Consider the following 14,976-nt stretch of genomic DNA (forward strand, 5'->3'; position numbering starts at 1 on the left):
CGTCAGACCCTTTAGAGCTGTTCATGTCGGATAGATAGCATCACGTCGCCAACTGATTGGCAAACTGCCCAACCGCGTTCACCACTTTCTGCGCCCCGTCCTGGATCTCGACAATCACCGTGCCCGCCTCCGCCGCCAGCGCCAGCCCCTGTTCCGCCTGGAGTTTGCCATCGGTCATCAGGGCCACCGCGTTGCGCGCCATGTCCTGGTTCTGGCGTACGACGCCGACAATTTCGTCGGTCGCCTGACTGGTGCGCGAGGCCAGTTGCCGGACTTCGTCAGCCACCACGGCAAAACCTCGACCCTGCTCACCCGCGCGAGCCGCTTCGATGGCCGCGTTGAGCGCCAAAAGATTGGTTTGCTCAGCGATGCCACTGATGGTTTTGACGATGGTGCCAATGACCAATGATTGCTCGTTCAGCGCTTCGATGCCTTCGCCAGCGGTTTGCATATGCCTGGCCAGATCACGCATGACGTTTACCGCTTGAGTGACAACAGTGGTACCGCGCTGGGCGCTATTGTCGGTTTGCTGCGAGGTGCTGTAGGCAATGTCGGCGGCTTCAGCGACAGCCTGCTCCCGATTGACCTGATCGGTAATCACCGTGGCGAATTTCACCACTTTGTAGAGCTTGTTGTTGGCGTCGACCACCGGATTATAGGAAGCCTCCAACCAGACCACACGACCATGACTGTCGATGCGTTTGAATCGATCGGCCACGAACTCGCCGGCGTTCAGACGGCGCCAGAAGTTCTGATATTCGGCGCTGTTGTATTCTTCTGGCGCGCAGAAGGTGCGGTGATGTTTGCCCTGGACCTGCGCCAGGCTGTAACCCATGCCATTGAGGAACCGCTCGTTGGCCGTCAGTACGTTGCCATTGAGATCGAGCTCGATGACCGCCGTCGAGCGTACCAGTGCGCCGATCAGGTTCTCATGCTCACGGGACGCCTCGATGGTACGGGTCAAGTCGCTGGAGTAAATCGAGAAGTTCCTGATTCGACCATCCGAGGACCGCACCGGCTGTATGATCGACCGCAGCCAGGCTTCGGCACCATTGCCGCGCAACAAACGGATCGCGCCGGCAAAGTGCTCGCCACGGGTCAGTGCAGTCTTGAAGCGGTGGTGGAATTCGTCCGATTTAACATGGGCCGGGACGATGTCTTCGATGTGCCGGCCGACCAGATCGTTGCCCTTGTAGAACATTTCACCCATGAAATTCCGGTTGGCCGATTGAATTCGGCCATCGGGGTCAAGGGTCAGGACCAGCATCTCGCTGTCCAGGCTCTCCTTGACTTGCTGAAGGCTGGAGAGTTCTTCGCGAAGAGCCGACAGCTCCTGCTTCAAGCGTTTGTTAAACATGGGAAAGTACCGATGGACAGTAGGTAGAAAGCGGCTTACAGCGTAACCATCGGCCTTGGAGATATTTTCTTAAGAGCGTTTCAGGATTGTCCTACAAAAATAGTGGCGGTATGACAGCTTCCTACCGTAGACGCGCTCTGACTGGCACTCTTTTCACAAGGGCACTGGACCGCTCGACACAAGTAGTTTCAGTATGTACTCGCCCCGCCTTCGAGGGCTCACGCTGAAAAGGATCTGAGCATGTTCAAACTCGCAGGACTCACCCTCGCCGCACTCACCCTGAGTGCCACCGCCCACGCCGATGTCGATCTGAATCTGGGCAGTACCGAACGTGTCACCCAGTTGTTCGCCTATCCCAATAACTGCAACGTCATCTGCTATCGCAATTGGACACTGGAACAGACAGTCGAGCACTACCTGACTCAAAGCGTACAACGCGATGGTTACACAACCGCAAAAGTGCTGGTCAAAACCGATAATAAGCAGCTCTACGCCAATATCAGCGGCGTGCCCAAAGGTTATGACAAGCCATTGACCGCCTTGCTCAAGGCTGGGGATCTGGCCTACAACGGCGCCAGCAAGTTGAGGACCGATGGTAAATGGACCTATAACTGGTACCTTTTCCTGCCGCTGGGCATGGCACTGGAAAACCGCAAAAGCGTTGAGCTGCTGCACTTCCCGCCGGATTACTCGCTGACCCAGGCCCAGGATTATCTGGAGTCCAAGACCACCGACCGTTGGGCCACGTTGTTGACCGCCAATGGCATCCCCGTCGACCAGACACCGGGCTATCAGACCATCATCGACATCGCGCCGATTGCCGCGCCATCCAGCGCCGGCAAGGACCTGGAGGGCGTCTACAACTACTTCACGGACTACCAGACCACCATGGTCAAGGAAGTCAGCCAAAACGCCAGCGGTGCGGCGTTGCCAATGGTTGCCTTCGGCGCCCCGGTGCGCAACTGGATCAAGCAACAATACGGGCAGACCGTGGACATACTGGGCCTGGCAACCATCAGCCCGAGCGAGGGCGTGAAGGTGCCAGTACTGGGTTCCAACCATCCAAGTTATATCTGGTACGCCGCCGACCCCGAGGCTTATAGCGGCAGCGATGCCCAGGCCAAGGCCGACGCCGCGGGCCTGAAAGTCATGGGGCAGGATTTGAGCGCCGCGTGCTGGCAGGCCGGAATGGGCAGCAAACCGGGCACCGATCCTACTGTTCAGCTGAAAAGCTGTACGCAGACCTGGCAAGTGACCCAGAAAGAAAAAACCTGCGAGCTGTTCTACACCTCGATCCGCAACCTGACGCCCGAACAGGCCGTGGCCAAATGCGCAACAACGACGGTCAAATCTCAGCTGAAGCAGCTGAAGACCCCGTCTCTTGCGACCTCCGCTCCTGCCCCACACTTGTAAAACGATGACAGTCTTTCCCGTGTGAGCCATGGCTGACGCGGGAAAGAGCCTTTCTCGCCTGTCATATCTGACAGTAGAACAATTGTTTCATTTGCGAGAGGCTTGGGGCGTACCCAAGTGCTGCAGAGCTGACCGGATGTCAGTTGAAAGAGTTTGTAGCACCCATCTGACAAGGATTGTTATGAGAGCCCACGCCCAACAAGGAATCCCCCCACCGCCACCCAATGGCATCTATCCATTTGTAGAGTTGCCCCTTCACCTTGGATTCCCTTCCAGGGACGACTTCGAAATCCTCTACAACACTGAGGGCTCGGCAATAGCTGTCACGGCACTGCGCGAGTTCCCCCGCATCAGCCGAATCTGCCGGGTTTCCGGACATCTGTTGCCCTATCGCTGCCGGCACACCCGGCAGCTGGCACCAGGCATCCACGTCTACGATCCGCGTTTCTGCGGTCTACTGAGCCACTCCTGCGACCCCAACGTCTTTCTCGACATGAGCGAGCTGTGGTTATGGGCGCTCAAGGACATCAAAAAAGGTGACCGGCTGACGATGGATTTCGCCGCGACAGAAGACAAACTGCTGCGGCAGTTCGCCTGCCGCTGCGGTTGTTCCTGTTGCCGGGGATGGATCATTGGCTATGACGAGTCGCCGAATGCCAATGGAGAACAGTTTTTTCAACATTGGCGTCGGCGAAGTCTCGGATGACAGGCTACAAAGCCTCGACCGGACGCAAACGGTACTGCGGTGGCAATTGTTCGAAACCGCTGATGGTGGCGTTCAGGCTTTTCCAGCGACCATCCTTGATGCCGTAGATGCAACCGTGGATCGACAGGCTCTGCCCACGATGCCAAGCGTTTTGCACAATGCTGGTATGACCGACGTTGGCCACTTGCTGGATCACGTTGAGCTCGCAGAGGCGGTCGACCCGTTCTTCTTCAGTGGATAACTTGGCCAGTTCGTCGCGCTTTTCATAATAAAGATCGCGGATCGAGCGCAGCCAGCCGTCGATCAGACCCAATTGACGGTCCTGCATCGAGGCGCGTACACCGCCGCAGCCATAGTGGCCAGTGACCAGGATGTGTTTGACCTTGAGCACATCGACTGCGTACTGAATCACCGACAGACAGTTGAGGTCGGTGTGCAGTACAACGTTGGCCACGTTGCGGTGCACGAACAAGTCGCCTGGCAGCATGCCCACAATCTCGTTCGCCGGCACGCGGGCATCGGAGCAACCGATCCACAGGTATTCTGGGGTTTGTTGACGGGCCAGCTTGGCGAAGAAATCAGGATCTTCCTGGGTGATCGCGTCGGCCCAGCGCTCATTGTTATCAATCAGATCTTGTAATTCGTTCATGCAATGAAGCCTCAAGAATGATTTGCTGCTTTGACAGACAACCATGTGTCGGGGTCACGCGCGAGATGCAGATACCCCCTAATGCATTAAATGGCTATCCGGCGCTCCCTGCCGGTGGAATTCTCGCAAGCCCAGTAGGTCAACTGTAGTAAGGCCTACAGTATGAGGGAATGCCATGAATGATTCACGACGTCCGTTCGATGAGGCGCAACCCGAGCCCATCGATGACAACGAAGACCGCATGGGCTCAGTGCATGAGCTGGATTTCGACGTGGAAGAACCTAGCGCCAGAATCGGTGACCTGATCCCCGAACGCGAGCGCGCGCAGAAGATGCCCGACGAACGCATCCGCGAAGCTGGCATGACCGGGGGCTCGACCGATGACCATGAACCCACCGACGATGACATGAGCCCGGAAACCTTGATCCGTGAAGACGGCGCACGAGACGCCCGCGAAGAGGGTGAAGGCGACCAGGCGGATTGGGATTTGAGCATTGTCGATGAGGACGACATCGGCGGAGGCAATGGGCTGGACGAAGCAGAGATGGCGCAGCGCGATCCAATGGATGGCAAGCGTTGATCCACAGACCTGAGCAGATTCCAACGTAGGAGCTGCCGAAGGCTGCGATCTTTTGATCTTTTGTTGCCGTGACATGGAAAGATCAAAAGATCGCAGCCTTCGGCAGCTCCTGCAGGGATCAATCCACTAATGTACAAGCCATGACCACGGCATCTTCGCGCCCACCCACCGCGGGGTAGTAGTCCCGTCGACGGCCGATTTCGTTGAACCCATACCGCTCGTACAACCGAAATGCCGCCCGGTTGCTATCGCGCACTTCCAGAAAACATTCCCGCGCCTCTGCCTTGTAGGCAATCGACATCAAATGCTCCAGCAGCGTCAAACCCAGGCCTCGGCCCTGGTTTTCCGGTTTGACGGTGATGTTCAGCAAATGTGCCTCGTCGAGAATGATCTGCACCACGCCATGACCGACCTGCTGCTGCCCTTCGAACATCAGCCAGATCTGGTACTTGCCCAGGCCATCGAGAAAAATCCCGCGGGTCCAGGGGTGGCTGTAAGCCGCGTATTCAATTTTCAGTACAGTGTCCAGGTCCGCCTCGGTCATCGGGCGGAACGATACAGCGTCACTCATTCGATTCTTTCCAGCGCGCCATCAGCCGACGCATGGCTTGCCAAACATCAGCCTTACGCTGTGGCTCTTCCATTAATAATTCCAGACCCGGCAGGGCCCAGACCGAACCCAGGCCTTCGACCTGAAGTTCACGGTTGAAGGATTCGGCATTGGCCTCACCGGCAAAACGCACCGCCGGCAAGCCGATCAGCCACAGGCAGACGCATGGAGCGTCTTCGAGACGGGCCGACAGAAAGCCTTGTACGAAATCCCGAGCCGCTTCCGGCCCTTGATCCATGGTGCCGCGAGCCAGCAGTGGCCAGCGCACCGGCTCGCCGATGATCTGCGGGCTGTCCGGCAGGCCGGCGGCGCGCAGCATGTCCTTGAGCAGCAGATACGCCGGATCGCGGGTCTGGAAGCTTTCGCCTGTGGGTAACTCCACCAGCAACAGGCAACGACCTGCGCGCAGCAATTGCAGGGCGAAACGCGGTGGCGGAATGACCGGCGCCTTGACCGCGACCGGAGCCTCCTCTTCTTCGACCTTGGCGTTCGTACGGGTGCTGGCCAACGATGGCCGTGGCACCTCGATCTTCACCCGCTCGGCCGGTTTGGCCGCAGGTTCCACGGGCGCCTGCGCCACCGGAGCCGGCGTAACCGGGGCGACGACCAACGGCTCGGGCATCTCCAGCAGTTCGGGGCGTGAGGGCGCAGCAAAGGGCAATTCGGTGCGCGGCAGCCAGTTGACCACCTGCATGGCGGTCAAATAAGCGCGGCGACGAGACTCGATAAGCAAAGGTCGGCCACTTGTGGATAACTAAAGTGCGGTGATTCTACCGCCCTTCGCTCAAGATCGCCCACGCTTGATCGATAGAAAGCCAACTGTCCGTCCCGAGAGTGAATCGCAACGGGCGTGATGCAGTACAATCGCTGCTTTTAATTGCCAACCAGCCGGCCATTCCGATGATCGAACCCAAGCGCGTCTTGCGCGCCCTCGCTGAACACTGGGCACTTCTGGAGCCACTGTGCGAGCACTTCGACCAAGGCACCTTGAGCCTCAACGAACTGCGCACGCAACTGGCCGCCCAGCAACTCGACAGTACACCGCAGGACATCACCAGCCTGCTGGACGTGTGGATCCGCCTCGACATTCTGGTTCCCGTGGCGAAAAGCCCGAACCGTTTCGAGCTCAATGCGCAGATCCACGACTTCCTCGCTTACCTGCGCCGTGAGCACCGTCTGGGCCTGTGTCTGGAAATCGAAGCCTATTTGCGCCATCTCGAGCGCCTGGCCGGTTACATTCAGGACGCCTTCGACATCCGCGACGGCCACGATCTGGCGCGCCAGTTGCGTCTGCTCGACATGCGCGTGCGGGACGTTCTGAAGAAACTCGCCAACGACGAACAGGCCCTGGTGGCCGTCGCCGAGCGAGCCAAAACCAGCGACCGGCAGATCCCGCTGCGTCAACGCTACGCTGAAGTACTGGCGACCTGGGATGAATACGTCGAACCGATGATTCAGTTGGTGAACGCCGACGGCGCCTTCGAACAAGGTGTGCGCAAGGTCGAAAACGTCCTGCTGAAGATGCTCACTGAACAGCAGCGCCTCGGCCATCTGGTCGATGACGACATGCTGCTGCGCACCCACGCGCGCATCCTCGAAATGCAGACTAGCGCCCAACTGACCTTGCGTCATGCCCGTGAACTGCTGCTGCCGCTGCGTGAAGAAGCGCGCCGGCACAACGCCGTGACCCGTGGCGCGGCGCTGGCCTTGTCGGCCATTCGTCGCAAAGGCATCGATGCGGTGCCACAAGCGGCAATGCCGATGTTCACCCGGCCGCAAAGCACCTTCCTCGGCAGCGCCAGTCAGGTCGAAGCCTACGTGTACGCCTTGGCCCGTTTCGAGCCGAAACCAGCTCGCTTCCCCAAGGCCCACAAGACGCAGAAAGGCGAAGCCCCGCGCGCGCCACGCACGGTTCGGGAGATGCTCGAACGCTGCGAAGATGCCCTGCCGATGCCGGACCTGATGACCTGGCTTCTGGAGCAGGAGCCGGACGGCGCCACCGACGAATTGCTCTACTGGTTCTCGCGCCTGTCGCGGGAGAAACGCTTCAAGCGCGAGCGTCTGGAACGCCGCGATTACCACACTCACGAGCATCAGGTCAGCCTGCGCTCCTTCGCCCTGCTCTCGGCCGGCGACACCGCCGCCGAGAATTCCGCGAGCATTCCATATGCATCTTGATCTATCCGAACTGTCCCAGCTGGCGCCGATCTTTCGCGAGCTGTTCAAGGGCTACCACGTCAGCCGCCGCGATCCGGAGCTGTACGCGCAACTGTCGAACTTCCAGGACCAGTACCGCACGCTGTTCAAGGCACTGGGCTTTGAACTGGTCTGCGACACCCGGGGTTTCTACTACTTCGTGCCGGACCTCGCCGCTGCAGCAGTGAACAAGACCGCGCAACGTCTGGCGCTGTTCACCTTCATCCTCGTCGAGCATCTGGCGGATCAGGGCCGTGACCCGGTCGCCGTACTCGACGGCGGCAGCCTTGGTCGCGATGAACTGCCTTCCTTGCTGGAAAAGTACCGCGACTTGTTCATCCAGGCTGAAGTGCAGACCGTCGAAGAACTCGAAGAAAAAATCATGCGCCGCATGACCCAACTCGGTTTCGCCGGCGAAGAAAACGGCGTCTACCGTTTCCTGCCGCCGATGCACCGCTTCCTCGACGTTTGCCTCTCGGTTCAGCAGGACCGCGATCTGGCAGCCAGTCTGCACAGCGTGCTGCCATTGCCGGTGCCAGTGTTGATCGACGACGACAGTGACGAAAAGCTGCTGCAAACCGATGATCCGCTTGACTTGAGTGACTTCGAAGAAGAAAGCGAAGAAGACGCCATGGCCCGCGCCATTGCCGAAGAACAGGAGACCGACGCATGAGCAAGGAACGCTACGGCATTCGCCGCTTTGCCCTTTTGAACACCGCCGGTTACAGCCTCGGCCTGTTCCCGCTGGAAGAGCCGCTGTCGGTTTACGGCGCGAACAACCTCGGTAAATCCGCGTCGATCAACGCCTTGCAGTTCCCGATTCTGGCGCGCATGTCGGACATGAGTTTCGGCAAGTACAGCCTGGAGCAATCCCGGCGCTTCTACTTCGCCTCAGACACCAGTTACATCCTGGTGGAAGTCTCCCTGCCCCACGGCCCGCACGTGATCGGCGTGGTCGGACGCGGCCCGGGCGGCGGTTTCGGTCACCAGTTCTTTGCCTATGCCGGCAAACTCGATCTGGCCCATTACCAGAAAAACGACACCTGCCTGCGCCAGAAAGAACTGTTCACCAACCTTGAACGCGAAGGCCTGAAAGCCTACGAACTCAAGCCGGATGAGCTGCGTCGTTTGCTGGTTGGCGGTCATACGTCGATTCCGTTGGACCTGACGCTGATCCCGCTGCGCTCTACCAGCGAGCAGAGCCTGAAGACCTTCCGCGCCCTGTTCATCAACTTGCTGCACATGCGCGAAATCACCGCGGCCAAACTCAAGCAGTTGTTCCTCGATGCTTTCGAACACAGCCTGCGTTCCGGTAGCGTCGATTACATCGCCGCGTGTGAAGAAGCGTTCCGCGATGTACGCCGCATGGAGCAGGACTACAACTCGCTAGTCACAGCCGGTCCATTGGTTGAAGCTCTCGCGGCAGGCGTGACCCAGCGCAACATCCTGCGCGGCAAACTGCACCGGATCTCGCCGCTGCTCGATTCCTTGCTCGGCACTTGGTCGGACTACGCCAGTGCGCGCAAGGAAGAGCTGACGATTCAGGCCGAGCACTATCGCAACGAGCAGGACGCGCTGCAAAACGATCAACGCGGCGGCACTCAGGAGCTGATGCGTCTGGAGCGGGAAATCACCGGCATCCAGCGCTGGCTCGGCGAGTTGTCGGTGCTCAAGCATCGCTTCGCCCTGGTCGATGACGTCAAAGTCCTCGAGCAGCAACTGCTCGCCGCCAAGGACGCGCACGACGAACTGGCCGGTGCACTGGCCCAGTCGCGACAGTTCAGCGCCGAAGACCTGGAAGAACGTCTGCGGGATCTGGAAAAACGCCTGAAGTCGGTCAAGCAACAACTCGATCACGCCGACAACAACAGCTATGCCCGTCTGCGCGAGGAATTCTCGCAACAGGACGTCGAGCGCCTGATGCGCCTGTTCAACAGCGCACTGTTCAGCCTGCCGCTGGGCGAGCATGGCATTACGCTGGACGAGGACGGGCAGTGGGTCAAATCCATGGAACTGATCCTCGATGGTTTCAAAGGCGAGCGCTTCGAAGTGCCGGGCCTGTCCATCGACATCTCGCACATCGAGCCACCAGCCCTGCAAGCCCTGGCTGACCGCGCGGCGTTGCGCGATCAGAAAGAGCGTCTGGACAAAGAACTCAAGCAACTGAAAACCCAGCAAGCCGTGGCCGCCGACCGCGCCGCGAGCAAGACCCAGACCGAAGCGCTGTACCAGCAAGTGCTGGATGCGCAGAAAGCCCTGGAAGATTTCCGCCGCGCACAAACCCTGAGCGCCGAAGAAGGCGACAAGCTGGAGCAACTGGCGCAGATGGAAGCCGCTCAGGACGAATTGAAACGTTCCAGCGACGCCTTCACCGAACGCGTCCAGCAACTGTCGGCCAAGCTGCAACTGGTCGGCCGGCAGATCGGCGACATGGAAGCCAAGCAACGCACCCTCGACGACGCGCTGCGCCGCCGTCAGCTGTTGCCGGCAGACCTGCCGTTCGGTACGCCGTTCATGGACCCGATCGACGATTCCATGGACAACCTGCTGCCGTTGCTCAATGACTATCAGGACAGCTGGCAAGGTTTGATGCGCAGCGATGGTCAGATCGAGGCGCTGTACGCCCAGGTTCGCCTGAAAGGCGTGGCCAAGTTCGACAGCGAAGACGATATGGAGCGTCGCCTGCAACTGCTGATCAACGCGTACGCACACCGTACCGACGAAGCCCTGACCCTCGGCAAGGCCCGCCGTGCGGCGGTCACCGACATCGCCCGGACCCTGCGCAACATCCGCAGCGACTATGACAGCCTCGAACATCAACTGGCTCTGTTCAACCGCGAGATCAACAAGCGTCAGGTTTCCAACCTGCAAAGCTTCCGCATCGTGCTCGCGCCGAACAAAGAAGCGCTCAAGCACATTGACCAGATCATCCACAGCGCCGGTCAGTACGAAGAAGGCGAGACCCTTTCCGTTTTCGACCTGAGCCAAAGCGCCGATCAGGACAACAAGAACGAAGAAGCCAAGGAATACCTGGCGCGGCTGGTGGCGGCGAACCACAACCAACTCGGTCTCAAGGATCTGTTCGAGCTGGCGTTCGAGATCACTAAGGTCAACGGCCAGCCGGTGATCCACACCGACATCGACGGTGCGGCGTCCAACGGCACCACGATGACCATCAAGGCGCTGACCAACATGTACCTGTTGCTGCACTTGATGGACCGCGACCAAGCCGGTCGCGTGCGCCTGCCGTACTACCTCGACGAGGCGGCGGACATCGACGAGAAGAACCAGGCAGCGCTGCTGGAAACCAGCCTGCAACTGGGCTTCGTGCCGATTCTGGCGAGTGTGAAGCCGCAAGTTTGCGCCAGTGTCGCCATCGACCTGGAAGGTGGCAGCGGCCCGAACGGCATCTACATCGACGAGGCAGACTGGAAGTACATCCGCCGCCACGATGAAGTGAAGGCAACCGTTGTTGTACAAGCTGATGAGCCAGAGCTGGATGCAGTCTGATTTGACTTAATCCAAGCCAACAAAAAGGCCGCGATCCAATGGATCGCGGCCTTTTTTATTTATGGGTGTCCCGTCCTGAAGCTTCAGTGAACTTGATGGCCCCTTCGCGGGCAAGCCCGCTCCCACAGTATTTGGTGGTGTACACAATATTTGTGTACGACGCAGATCCCTGTGGGAGCGGGCTTGCCCGCGAAGGCAGCATCACAGGCACCGATAAACTACTTGCCGATTGCGATCTTCGGCGCCCAGGTCAGCCATTCATCTTCGAACTGGTCGAACAACGGGAAGGTTTGCTCAGGCCGCGCCGGAACACCCATGCGGTCGCCATCCGGTGTGGCAAAAGCAATGCCGCCCTGAACAAGCGTCTCCAGCGACTCAGTGCGTATGGTTGCGCCTTTGAACAATCCGTAGTCGAAACCAAAACCACTGGTGTTCCAGAACCGCGTGCCACTGCGCACCAGCGGTGCATATTTCGGCTCGATCAGTATGTGTACCAACACTCGATCAGCCGTCTGGCCCAGCTCATAACCGGTCACCTTGCCTACCGTTATTTCGCGATAGGTGACGGGGACGCCAGTCTTCAGTGAACCTCGACGAGCAGCGCTCAACACCAGGCTTAAACCAGCCTCTTCCTTGGCGGTTTCCGGAGGATTGGTCAAGGCCACGAAGGTCTTCTGCGGGCCGAGGTTCTTCGGCGCCGGTTGCACTTCGATGTATTGCCCGGTGACCAGAGTTTCGAGGTTCGAGGTTTTAATCAAGCCGAGCTCAGGCTTGACCACCCAGAACTGACTGCCGACCCGAGCGATACGTTCCGGTACTTCTGTGATCCGCGCGGTCAGCAGTACTGATTGAAGGTCATCACTGAGGTCGACGTCCTCAATCTTGCCCACGTCCAGGCCTTTGAATCGAATCGGAGTGCCACTGCGCAGGCCATCGGCGCGATCGACCTTGATCGTCACCACAGTGCCTTTCTGCGTTGCCTCATCATGGTTGGCATGCAGGCGGAAACGTGGAATACGCTTTTGCAATGGCGCTTTGGCTTCCGGGGTTTCGAAGGCGATGCCACCGGCCATCAGGCTCTGCAACGACTCACTTTTGACCTGGATGCCGCCGGTCAACCCACCGGTGAGCGTGATGCCGCTGGCATTCCAGAAACGCGTCGAGGCGTTGACCAGCCCTTCGTATTCCTTCTCGATATGCACCCCGATCACTAACTGCTTTTTGGTGCGGGAGAATTGATAGCTCTGAACCGAACCGACCTTGACCTGTTTGTAGAGAATCGGACTGCCGACTTCCAGTGAACCGAGGTTCTCGGTGAACAGCACCAAGTGCAGGCCTGGCGAACGAAGATCCAGCGGCGGCGCCTTGGCCCGTGCTTCGAACTCGCGCTGCGGTGCGCCGCCCTTGTCGCCCGGGCGCACGGCGATGTAATTACCTTTGACCAACGCTTCCAGGCCGGTGATGCCGGCGAGCGAAATCGACGGTTTGACCACCCAGAACTGGGTACCAGTGACCAGGTAATCCTCGGCCAGTGGGTCGAGCGTCAACTCGGCGGTCGCACTGGACAGGTCCGGGTCAACCTTGAGCGTTTTCAAATTGCCGACCTGTATGCCTTTGTACATCACCGGCGTACGGCCGGACTGCAAGCCTTCGAAATCGCTGAGTTTGACCTTGACCCGAATACCCGCTGCGGCCGCATCGAAATCCTCATAGAGACGGAACGGCAGGCTCGGATCGGTGGGCGGGCTATCCTTGCGGTTCTCTGGAGTGGCAAATGCAATACCACCGGCGACGATGCTGGCGAGGGACTCGCTACGCACTTTCACACCAGACAGGTTGGCGTCGATACTGATGCCACTGGCATTCCAGAAACGCGTATGTTTTCGTACCAGGTTGGCGTAGGTCGGCTCGATGAAGACTTTGAGTTCGACAGTATTCTGGTCTGCGGACAGCACATAGCTTTTGATCTGACCGACCTGGATCTGCTTGTAGAACACTGGGCTGCCGCGATTCAGCGAGCCGAGGCGATCGGCCTTGATGGTCAGGTGCAGGCCGGGTTGGGCATCCGATAGCGGAGGCTCTTGGGCCAAGGCCTTGAACTTGCGGGTGGGCTCGCCCTCACCCGGGCTGACGGCCACATAGTTACCCGAAACCAGCGTCTCCAGGCCCGTGATACCGGCCAGGCTCACGCTCGGTTTGACCAGCCAGAAACGCGTGCTGGTCCTGAGGTATTGCTCCACGTCCTTGTTCATCTCGATGGTGGCAATTACCCCTTTTGAGCTGCCTTCGTCATCGAGTTTGAGGGCTTTTACCTTACCGACCGACATGCCTTTGTAGACGACTTCAGTCTTGTTGGCCTGAATGCCTTCACCGCTTTCGAAGCGCACCTGAATCTCGATGCCCGTCTCGCTGTAGGCACGCCAGCCGAGCCAGCCGCCAATGATCAAGGCAATCAGGGGCAACACCCAAATGGCTGACCAGTTTGAGGCCGGTCGGGTTTTCGCTTTAGGCAAATCAGTCATGGTCGTCGTCCGACTCCGTGTTATCCCAAATCAGTCGGGGATCGAAAGTTACTGCGGCAAGCATCGTCAGAATCACCACACTGGCGAAGGCGATGGCGCCAAGATTGGCTTCGACGCTGGCAAGCCGTCCGAAATTGACAACCGCCACCAGGATGGCGATTACAAATATATCCAGCATCGACCAGCGGCCGATGAACTCGATAAAGCGGTACATCCAAATGCGCTGACGTGCCGAGAGTGGCTGGCGGCGTTGCACCGAAAATAGCAGCAAACCTATCCCCACCAGCTTGAACGTGGGTACCAGAATACTGGCGATAAAGACCACGGCCGCGATTGGAATCATGCCGTGCTGAACCAGTTGGATCACACCGGACATGATGGTGCTAGGATCTCCCTGGCCCAGGGAACTGACGGTCATGATCGGCAGAACATTGGCCGGGATGTAGAGAATCGCGCCTGTGATCAACAACGCCCAGGTACGCATCAAGCTGTTCGGGCGACGGGCGTGAACCAGCGCACCGCAGCGGGTGCAGACCTGTTCATCCGTATCAGCTTCCTGCTTGTTCAACTCGTGGCATTCGGCACAAATCAAAATGCCCGCATCAATCGCCCGCATGGGCATCTTCTCCTGATAGAGCCTGCCAGATCTGGTGCGGCGACATCACCACTTCCAACCAGACCTGGACTAACAACAAACTGATAAAACACGCCAGACCAAGACCTACGGTGATCGCTGCCATATCGGCCAATTTGACGATCGCAACCAGTACGCCCATGAGGTAAACCTCGAGCATCCCCCAGTCCCGTAGATGGTGATAAATGCGGTAGAGCAGCAAGCCGTAACTGCGTCCGATATCGAAGCGAATACTCAGCAACACAACCAGTTGGCAAAGCAGTTTGAGCAATGGAATCCCCATGCTGCAGAGAAACACCACGACCGCTACGCCTCGCATACCCGTATCGAACAGACCGACAACGCCGCTCCAGACAGTGTCGTGCGACGACTGTCCGAGCAGATGGAGCTGCATGATGGGTAAAAAGTTCGCTGGGATAAACAACAACAGTGCGGCGATGACCAACGCGAGACTGCGCTGCACGACATTGTGTCGATGGGCATACAGCTCATAACCGCAACGTGGACAGATGGCCTTCTCACCATGAGCAAGCTCTGGCTTGCGCATCAGCAAGTCGCACTCATGACACGCTACCAAGTCGTCCAGCGGTATATCTGACAGCCCTGGGGCGTCAACCGGATCTGGCATAGAGGCTCTGGCTCCAAAAAAGTTGGACCTATTCTAGTGTCCTGACTCAAAAATAACTGTGCAATTTTGTGCTGTCACCAGAGTGCTTTTTCCAGCGGACAAAACAAAACCCCTACCTGCATACGCAGATAGGGGTTTCGGAATTTAATCTTGACGATGACCTACTCTCAC

13 protein-coding genes and 1 pseudogene are annotated in these 14,976 nt (G+C 58.6%); 6 read left to right on the top strand and 8 right to left on the bottom strand.

What is annotated here, in order from left to right:
• Positions 1–40 precede the first annotated feature (40 nt).
• Both ACZ3HH_RS28240 and ACZ3HH_RS28245 read right to left on the bottom strand, forming a co-directional pair.
• Positions 41–649 (bottom strand): methyl-accepting chemotaxis protein, encoded by a 609-nt coding sequence (locus ACZ3HH_RS28240; RefSeq protein WP_465809668.1) that lies wholly within the window; start codon positions 647–649, stop codon positions 41–43.
• Positions 629–1,357: pseudogene (locus ACZ3HH_RS28245) on the bottom strand (PAS domain-containing protein); the annotation flags it as partial. The pseudogene ACZ3HH_RS28245 and the gene ACZ3HH_RS28240, both read right to left, overlap by 21 nt.
• Positions 1,358–1,597: 240 nt before the next feature.
• On the opposite strand from ACZ3HH_RS28245, the gene ACZ3HH_RS28250 reads away from it, so the two are divergent.
• Together ACZ3HH_RS28250 and ACZ3HH_RS28255 are read left to right on the top strand one after the other, a co-directional pair.
• On the top strand, positions 1,598–2,770 hold the full coding sequence (locus ACZ3HH_RS28250) for a hypothetical protein (RefSeq protein ID WP_465809645.1): 1,173 nt from the start codon (positions 1,598–1,600) through the stop codon (positions 2,768–2,770).
• 181 nt (positions 2,771–2,951) lie between these two features.
• On the top strand, positions 2,952–3,476 hold the full coding sequence (locus ACZ3HH_RS28255) for an SET domain-containing protein (RefSeq protein WP_465809647.1): 525 nt from the start codon (positions 2,952–2,954) through the stop codon (positions 3,474–3,476).
• Between the two features lie 4 nt (positions 3,477–3,480).
• Here the strand turns inward: ACZ3HH_RS28255 and can are convergent, their stop codons facing one another.
• On the bottom strand, positions 3,481–4,125 hold the full coding sequence (gene can, locus ACZ3HH_RS28260; RefSeq protein ID WP_052965823.1) for a carbonate dehydratase: 645 nt from the start codon (positions 4,123–4,125) through the stop codon (positions 3,481–3,483).
• A gap of 175 nt (positions 4,126–4,300) precedes the next feature.
• On the opposite strand from can, the gene ACZ3HH_RS28265 reads away from it, so the two are divergent.
• Complete coding sequence (locus ACZ3HH_RS28265; protein WP_465809649.1) at positions 4,301–4,705, top strand: serine kinase/phosphatase; 405 nt, start codon at positions 4,301–4,303, stop codon at positions 4,703–4,705.
• A gap of 118 nt (positions 4,706–4,823) precedes the next feature.
• Here ACZ3HH_RS28265 and rimI read toward each other — a convergent pair whose 3' ends face one another.
• Both rimI and ACZ3HH_RS28275 read right to left on the bottom strand, forming a co-directional pair.
• Positions 4,824–5,276 (bottom strand): ribosomal protein S18-alanine N-acetyltransferase, encoded by a 453-nt coding sequence (gene rimI, locus ACZ3HH_RS28270; protein ID WP_007896888.1) that lies wholly within the window; start codon positions 5,274–5,276, stop codon positions 4,824–4,826.
• Positions 5,269–6,009 (bottom strand): energy transducer TonB, encoded by a 741-nt coding sequence (locus ACZ3HH_RS28275; RefSeq protein ID WP_465809670.1) that lies wholly within the window; start codon positions 6,007–6,009, stop codon positions 5,269–5,271. Before ACZ3HH_RS28275 ends, rimI begins: the two co-directional genes overlap by 8 nt.
• A gap of 206 nt (positions 6,010–6,215) precedes the next feature.
• Here ACZ3HH_RS28275 and mksB point away from each other — a divergent pair, with 206 nt between their 5' ends.
• The 3 genes from mksB to mksF are packed head-to-tail and all read left to right on the top strand — an operon-like array spanning position 6,216 to position 11,021.
• Positions 6,216–7,493, top strand: coding sequence for an Mks condensin complex protein MksB (gene mksB / locus ACZ3HH_RS28280; RefSeq protein ID WP_465809652.1), 1,278 nt, complete (start codon positions 6,216–6,218; stop codon positions 7,491–7,493).
• Entirely contained in the window at positions 7,483–8,184 is a 702-nt protein-coding gene (gene mksE, locus ACZ3HH_RS28285) for an Mks condensin complex protein MksE (RefSeq protein WP_201120505.1), read from the top strand. The genes mksB and mksE overlap by 11 nt, the downstream gene beginning before the upstream one ends.
• Positions 8,181–11,021 (top strand): Mks condensin complex protein MksF, encoded by a 2,841-nt coding sequence (gene mksF, locus ACZ3HH_RS28290; protein WP_465809654.1) that lies wholly within the window; start codon positions 8,181–8,183, stop codon positions 11,019–11,021. Before mksE ends, mksF begins: the two co-directional genes overlap by 4 nt.
• Before the next feature lie 218 nt (positions 11,022–11,239).
• Here the strand turns inward: mksF and ACZ3HH_RS28295 are convergent, their stop codons facing one another.
• From ACZ3HH_RS28295 to ACZ3HH_RS28305, 3 genes are read right to left on the bottom strand one after another with little or no spacing between them, the layout of a single operon-like run.
• A complete protein-coding gene (locus ACZ3HH_RS28295; protein WP_465809656.1) occupies positions 11,240–13,543 on the bottom strand; it encodes a PqiB family protein in 2,304 nt (767 codons plus the stop codon).
• The gene (locus tag ACZ3HH_RS28300; protein WP_367372954.1) at positions 13,536–14,159 is read right to left on the bottom strand and encodes a paraquat-inducible protein A; all 624 of its coding nucleotides are present in this window, start codon (positions 14,157–14,159) and stop codon (positions 13,536–13,538) included. Before ACZ3HH_RS28300 ends, ACZ3HH_RS28295 begins: the two co-directional genes overlap by 8 nt.
• Complete coding sequence (locus ACZ3HH_RS28305) at positions 14,146–14,805, bottom strand: paraquat-inducible protein A (RefSeq protein WP_465809659.1); 660 nt, start codon at positions 14,803–14,805, stop codon at positions 14,146–14,148. Before ACZ3HH_RS28305 ends, ACZ3HH_RS28300 begins: the two co-directional genes overlap by 14 nt.
• Positions 14,806–14,976 lie beyond the last annotated feature (171 nt).

It is taken from the genome of Pseudomonas sp. PME37.24/025, from assembly GCF_055556615.1.